Source organism: Kitasatospora sp. NPDC091257, from assembly GCF_044757675.1.
GTDB lineage: Bacteria > Actinomycetota > Actinomycetes > Streptomycetales > Streptomycetaceae > Kitasatospora > Kitasatospora lactacystinica.
Genome location: NZ_JBIVVI010000842.1, coordinates 1 through 4,128, shown reverse-complemented (window position 1 = coordinate 4,128; position 4,128 = coordinate 1). Strand labels below are relative to the sequence as shown.

At 76.7% G+C, this 4,128-nt stretch carries 4 protein-coding genes and 1 pseudogene; 1 reads left to right on the top strand and 4 read right to left on the bottom strand.

Annotated elements, in window-relative coordinates:
- Positions 1–1,053: sensor domain-containing protein (locus ACIQOV_RS30645; RefSeq protein ID WP_401053865.1), on the bottom strand; the 1,053-nt coding region annotated here is incomplete at its 3' end.
- 157 nt (positions 1,054–1,210) lie between these two features.
- Here ACIQOV_RS30645 and ACIQOV_RS30640 point away from each other — a divergent pair.
- On the top strand, positions 1,211–2,236 hold the full coding sequence (locus tag ACIQOV_RS30640; RefSeq protein ID WP_401053864.1) for a hypothetical protein: 1,026 nt from the start codon (positions 1,211–1,213) through the stop codon (positions 2,234–2,236).
- A 166-nt stretch (positions 2,237–2,402) separates the two neighbouring features.
- Here ACIQOV_RS30640 and ACIQOV_RS30635 read toward each other — a convergent pair whose 3' ends face one another.
- From ACIQOV_RS30635 to ACIQOV_RS30625, 3 genes and pseudogenes are all read right to left on the bottom strand, one after another.
- Positions 2,403–3,155: an FAD:protein FMN transferase gene (locus tag ACIQOV_RS30635; protein ID WP_401053866.1), complete on the bottom strand. Its 753-nt coding sequence runs from the start codon at positions 3,153–3,155 to the stop codon at positions 2,403–2,405.
- A 31-nt stretch (positions 3,156–3,186) separates the two neighbouring features.
- The gene (locus tag ACIQOV_RS30630) at positions 3,187–3,705 is read right to left on the bottom strand and encodes an FMN-binding protein (protein ID WP_401053862.1); all 519 of its coding nucleotides are present in this window, start codon (positions 3,703–3,705) and stop codon (positions 3,187–3,189) included.
- Between the two features lie 73 nt (positions 3,706–3,778).
- Positions 3,779–4,128, bottom strand: a pseudogene (locus ACIQOV_RS30625) (ferric reductase); the annotation flags it as partial.

Genomic DNA, 4,128 nt, shown 5'->3' with positions numbered 1-4,128 from the left:
GGTGTCCGGCTCGCCCCGGCCGCCCCCGGTGTCCGGCTCGACCCGGGTGGGCACGGCGCAGCGGGCGGCGAGCGACCGTACGGCCTCGGCGAGACCGCGGTCGGCGAGCAGCGGCGGGTGGATGCCGCGCACCAGGGCGCGCAGCGACTCCAGGGCCTGCTCGGCGACGAGTTGGGTGGAGTCCACCAACGCCGCCGCCTGCTCGGGACGTTGGTCCAGCGCGCGGCGGATCATGCCGAGCCGGAGCGAGACGGCCACCAGGTTGGCCTGGGCGCCGTCGTGCAGGTCCCGTTCGATCCGGCGCAGTTCGGCGGCATGGGCGTCCAGCGCCTCGGACCGGGTGGTGGTCAGCTCCTGGACGCGCCGGGCCAGCGACGGGCGGGGCCGGGCGACCAGCAGCCGGCGGGAGGCCCGGGCGTGCAGGTCGGCGGCGGGCGCCAGCACGGCCAGGGCGACCACCGCGTAGCCGACCCCGCCGACCGCCGCCGCGACGGCCACCGGCCAGGAGTCGACGGTCAGCAGGATGATGCTCCCGCGCTCGTCCGGCAGGAGCCGCCACCACACCGGCGCCGTCAGCCAGTTGACGGCGTGGCTGCACAGGGTGAGGGCGGCGGCCGACAGGGCCGTCCCGGCGGTGGCGTGGGCGAGCAGCCACACCAGGTCCTTGCGGACGGCCGGGTCGCGCAGGGACACCCGGTCGCGGTACGGGGTGCGCGGCCGGTCGCCGCCCAGCCACCGGCCGGCCCGCCGGCGGTGGAACTCGGCGAACCGGCGCAGCAGTCGCAGGGCCGGCGGCAGGAGCGGCAGGCCCGGGCCGACCGGGCAGAGGGCGAGGACGACGAGCAGCAGGCAGAGCCCGACCAGCGCGACCGCCCCGGTGCCGAGGCAGAGCAGGAGGTGGCCGGCGGCGGCGGGGGAGCGGCGCACCGCGGACCGGGCGGCGGAGCGCAGATCCGCGCGGGTCGTCCGGCGGGTGGCCGAACGGATGGCGGAGCGGACGGGCGACCGGACGGCCGACCGGACCGTGGACGCGGCAATCCTGGTCGCCCGCACGATGGTTCAGTCCTCCGAGCGTCCGAGCCGACTGTTCGATCACCCTAGCACCGGCCCCGGAACCGGCCCGGAGGCCGTCACGGGGCGCGGCTCTTCCGCCGCCGTGCCGGACACCTCCACAATGGGGCGGGTCGATCGCGGAAGTGGGGGAACCGGGGTGGAGTGGCTGCTGGGGATCGGTGGGGCCCTGCTGCTCGGGGTGGTGACCAATCTGGTGTACGACTTCGCCAAGTTCGGCGGCTCACGGCTCGGTTCGCGGGTGCCGGTGCCGCGGGTCCGGCGGGCGAGCCTGACGGCGGCGGCCCGGGCGCACGACGTGCGGGCGGACGGGCTGGCGCCGCTGATCACCTGGTCGGCGACCCGGCCGCTGGCGCCGAGCACGCTGGTGACGGCGCACCGCGGGCGGGTCGAGCGCCCGCACGTGCTGGACGCGGCCGGGTGGGCCGAGGAGGTGGCGCGCCGGAGGGCGGCCGGTGCGGCGGGCCGCACCGCGTACATCTCGCGGCTGACGGTCGATCACGGCGAGCACGGTGGTGCGCGGGTCTGCGAGGTGGACATCGCGGAGAGTGACTACGCGGAGTGCATGGCCACCACCGGGATGGGCCGGGAGGACCCGGAGGCGGCCCGGCTGCTGCGCGAGGCGCTGGACCAGGGCCTGACGAGCTTCGTGGCCGTCGCGCCGCCCACGATGGTCAGCGCCTGCGTCGCGGTGCGGGACCGGCTGGGCCGGCTGCTGCTGCTCCGCCGCTCGCTGGCGGTCCACACCTTCCCGGCGCAGTGGACGGTCGGGATCAACGAGACGATGAAGTACCGCGACGAGCCGGGCGCCGCCGAGGACTTCTACGGGCTGGTCCGGCGGGCGCTGGAGGAGGAGCTGGGGCTGCTGCCGGACGACGTCGGGCCGACCGTGATCACCTGGCTGGGCTGGAGCGAGCCGGCCTCCTGCTACACGCTGGTGGCCACCGTCCGGTCCCGGCTGGACGCGGCCGAGATCGACCGCCGCCGCGAGGCCTGCCACAGCACCTTCGAGCACGACATGGCCGTCTGGGTGCCGTTCACCCGCCGGACGGTCTCCGAGCTGATCGAGGGCGGCACCTGCCCGGACGGTTCGCGGCGCTGGTCGTACCTCGCGCCGCTGGTGGCCTGGGAGGCCTGGCGGGCGGCGCAGCAGGAGCGGGCGTAGGCCGGAACTCGCCTCCCCGGGACGGGCGTTCCGCGCGGACTGGGCGCAGTTCCGCGCAGAGTAGGCGCAGTTCCGCGCAGAGTGGGCGCAGTTCCGCATGGAGCGGGCGCCGTTTCGCGCGGGGAAGCGCGGCCCACGAGGAACCCGTGTGCCGGGCCCGGCCCGGTCAGCCGACGGCGGTGCGCCAGTCCGCCGGCCCGCTCGCCGGGAGGTGCCCGGGCAGGCCCGGGGTCCAGCGCTTCGAGCCGTCCGGCAGCACGGCCAGGGCCTCGATGCCGGGTCGGCGGGCGGCCCAGGCGAGGGCGCGGTCCGGGCCCATGGCGAAGGCGGCGGTGGCCCAGGCGTCGGTGCGGGCGATGCCGGTGCCCGGGGCGCCGACCAGGGTGAGCGAGGCCAGGGCGCAGGCCGGGCGGCCGGTGTGCGGGTCGAGGATGTGCGCGCCGCGCTCGGCGGTGCCGGAGGTGGCCACGGCCAGGTCGTGGCCGGCCAGGACGGCGGCCAGCAGACCCGGTCGCCGGGGGTCGGCGATGCCGATCCGCCACGGTCCGCCGGCGCTCTGCACGTCTCCGCCGCCGCTGACGCAGTACTGCCGGGAGCCGGAGGAGCGCAGCAGGTCGGCCGCCTGCTCGACCGCCCAGCCCTTGACCCAGCCGCTGGGGTCGAGCCGGCCGCCCGGTCGCTCGGTGAAGTAGCCGTCGGTCTCGGCGGCCACCTCCCGGCAGGCGGCCAGCACGGTGCGGACCTCCGGATCGCAGTCGTCCAGGGCGAGTTCGCCCCGGTCGAGGCCGCTGATGTCGCTGTCCGGCCGGTACGTCGAGAACACCGCGTCGATCCGGTGCAGCCGCTCCGCGATCCGTTCCAGCACGGCCGGGGTCCCGGGGGCGGGGTCGCGGACGGTGACCGAGAAGACGGTGCCCATCACGGGCTCGGCGTGGCGCAGCACGGGCGCCTCAGCCCTTGGCCCGGTCGAGGGCGCTTTGCAGGGAGCGGACGTAGCCGTCGCTGGTGTACGTCGCGCCGCTGACCACGTCGATCCGGGCGCTCTGCGCGGCTATCGCCTCCTGGTTGAGGACCGGCAGCGCGGAGGTGTTGATCTCGCGGTCGCGCCGTTCGGCGCTCGGGTACGTGACCACGTCGACGGCGGTGATCCTGCTGCCGGCCAGGGTGATCTGGACCTGCACCGGGCCGTAGCGGGTGTTGACGGTGTCCCCGCTGACCTTCCGGGGGGCGCCCGCGGCGGGTGCGGACGCGGACGCGGAGGCGGGTGCGGAGACGGAGGGCGCCGGGGCGTTCGACGGTGCCGAGCCCTCGGACCCGGTGCCGGAGTCGGCGGCGGTGCCCTGGCCGGTGCCGGTGCCCGGCCCCGAGCCGATCACCGGGGCGGGCCCGGCGGCCTCGTGCGGTTTGAGGGACAGCAGCAGGACCACCCCGGCCGCGGTGGCGGCGCTGGTGACGACGGCTCGGCGCATGGAATGGACGCTCCTCGGGTGCTCGGGGGCGAGCCGAACGGGCTCAGAACGAAAAGCTTCGGAAGGAAAGGCTTCAGAAGGAAAAGCTCTCGTGGTGGATGCGCCCCGGCCGCACCCCCGCCGCCCGCAGCGCGCGGACGGCCTCCTCGGTCAGGGCGTCCGGGCCGCACAGGTAGACCTCGTGCTCGGCGAGGTCCGGGACCAGCCGGGCCAGCGCGGCCCCGAGGTCGCCGACCTGCTCGCGCGGGCCGAGCAACTCGTGCACCGCCGCGCCGCGCCGCCGGGCGACCTCGGCCAGCTCCGCCCGGAACAGCACGTCCTGCGGCCGCCGGGCCCGCTGGATCAGCGTCAGCTCGCCCGGCAGGGTTTCGAAGAGGGCGCGCAGCGGGGTGATCCCCACCCCGGCGCCGAGCAGCAGCACCC